This is a genomic window from Humidesulfovibrio mexicanus (assembly GCF_900188225.1).
GTDB classification, from domain to species: Bacteria; Desulfobacterota; Desulfovibrionia; order Desulfovibrionales; family Desulfovibrionaceae; genus Humidesulfovibrio; species Humidesulfovibrio mexicanus.
In genome coordinates, this window is record NZ_FZOC01000011.1 from 66,871 (window position 1) to 68,385 (window position 1,515).

The window sequence follows — 1,515 nt, forward strand, 5'->3', positions numbered from 1 at the left end:
CAGTTTCAATCCACGCCCCCGCGCGGGGGGCGACCGCCTGCTGGACCGTGACGAGGCCGAGTGCTGCTGGTTTCAATCCACGCCCCCGCGCGGGGGGCGACTGCAGTAAACCCGCGCGCGATTCGGCACTGATTGGCGCGCGATTCGGCACCAACCGCTAACGCTCCCTTTTCGCCTCATTCACGCCCATCCTCCGGCTTCGGGTAGGGCCGCGCGGGAAGCCTCAAACGGGCCATCCAATCCCGCTTCAGGAAGTACACGTAGCGGAACTGTCGCAGGCTTCGGCGCACGGCCCGGTGCAGATTCTGACGCAGGTGCCAGCCCCGGCTTGTTTTAGTCAGGTGCGCCGTCAGCAGCATCTCGTGGTAGGTCTCCCCATCCAGCTCATAGAACCGCGTCATATGGTGGCCGCAATACAGGAAGTTGGCGGCCTGGTAGACCACGCCCCAGCGGCCGCACCGCTCGTCCGCGAAGCTCTGAATCCACGCCACGGTGGGCATGGCCTTGCGAATATATTTGATGGCCTGGCTGATGGCCCGGCTCTCGCTGTTGCGCGGCGCGGCGTCCGCAAGCCACATGCGGTTCAGCTCCAGGTATTGCCCCTGCACGGTGCCCTCCACCACCTTGCCCGCCCGCGCCGGGCACAGGGCGTAGCCGAATTGGAGCACCCCGCACAGCTCGCCCCCAAGGTACACGCCCAGGTGCAGGTACGAGTTGTTCACCACGCGGCGCGAATAGTGGTGTTTGATGATGATCTCCCTGGCCTGGCGGCAGGGGATGAGAGCCACGAAGAACTCGCGGCGCCCAAACCCCTGGCACCCGGTCGGGCCTTCAATGTACCCCGCATGTTCGCCCTGCGGGGGCTGGTATTCACTGGTCTTCGGCGGATGATACGGCCTCGGGCTGGTGCCCATGCGAACGCTCCAGGGAGGCTCGCAGGCCTGCTACGTCGGGGCTCGTGGCCCTCACGTGATTCATGCACCCGCAACGCGGGCATTTGATGGTCAGCGCCAGGGCGTAGCCCCTAGCCAGAAGCCGGTTACAGTTGCCGCAACGAATCTCCTTTTCCATGACACCTTTGACGGTTGCGCCTGCGCCTGCTACCTCTCCGGTACCCCGTGCACGGGCCGGAGAGCGGCTTCGGCCGTGGTCCGGCGTTACCGCGCCGGGCCAGTGGGGGAGGGCTCAATCTCCCCCGCCTCTCCACTCTCTTGGGCGCGGGGCGGCCGCTTGGTCGCCCCGCCTCAAAGCCCCAATATCTCCAGCAGCACGGTGGCCGGGCCATCGCCCGGGTTGCCCTGGGCGTCCGTGACGGCGGCCTCGGCCTGGGCGGCTGCGTACAGACGCTCCGCGTGGCCGATGCTGATCGCGGCCGCGTCAAGATAATCCGGCGCTGACGGCCAGGGGTCCGGCTCCGGCGGCGCGGTGCAGCCCTCCGGCGTCCACAGCCAGCCGGGCGCAACGTCGTCCCCAACCTCCACCACAAGGGCGCACTCGTTTGTGCCCAGTTCCGGC

3 protein-coding genes are annotated in these 1,515 nt (G+C 67.5%); all 3 read right to left on the reverse strand.

From position 1 onward, the window contains the following. Nucleotides 1–176: 176 nt before the first annotated feature. The gene (locus CHB73_RS16080) at nt 177–914 is read right to left on the reverse strand and encodes a Mom family adenine methylcarbamoylation protein (protein ID WP_235641636.1); all 738 of its coding nucleotides are present in this window, start codon (nt 912–914) and stop codon (nt 177–179) included. Beyond that, entirely contained in the window at nt 871–1,071 is a 201-nt protein-coding gene (locus tag CHB73_RS16085; RefSeq protein ID WP_089275625.1) for a Com family DNA-binding transcriptional regulator, read from the reverse strand. The genes CHB73_RS16080 and CHB73_RS16085 overlap by 44 nt, the downstream gene beginning before the upstream one ends. A 173-nt stretch (nt 1,072–1,244) precedes the next feature. Further along, nucleotides 1,245–1,515 (reverse strand): hypothetical protein (locus CHB73_RS16940; protein WP_179217099.1); only part of this gene is annotated, 271 nt, incomplete at its 5' end.

Excerpts from the sequence above, each read along its gene's own strand:
- CHB73_RS16080 (WP_235641636.1), bottom strand. The coding sequence starts at position 914 with ATGGGCACCAGCCCGAGGCCGTATCATCCGCCGAAGACCAGTGAATAC.
- CHB73_RS16085 (WP_089275625.1), bottom strand. The coding sequence starts at position 1,071 with ATGGAAAAGGAGATTCGTTGCGGCAACTGTAACCGGCTTCTGGCTAGG.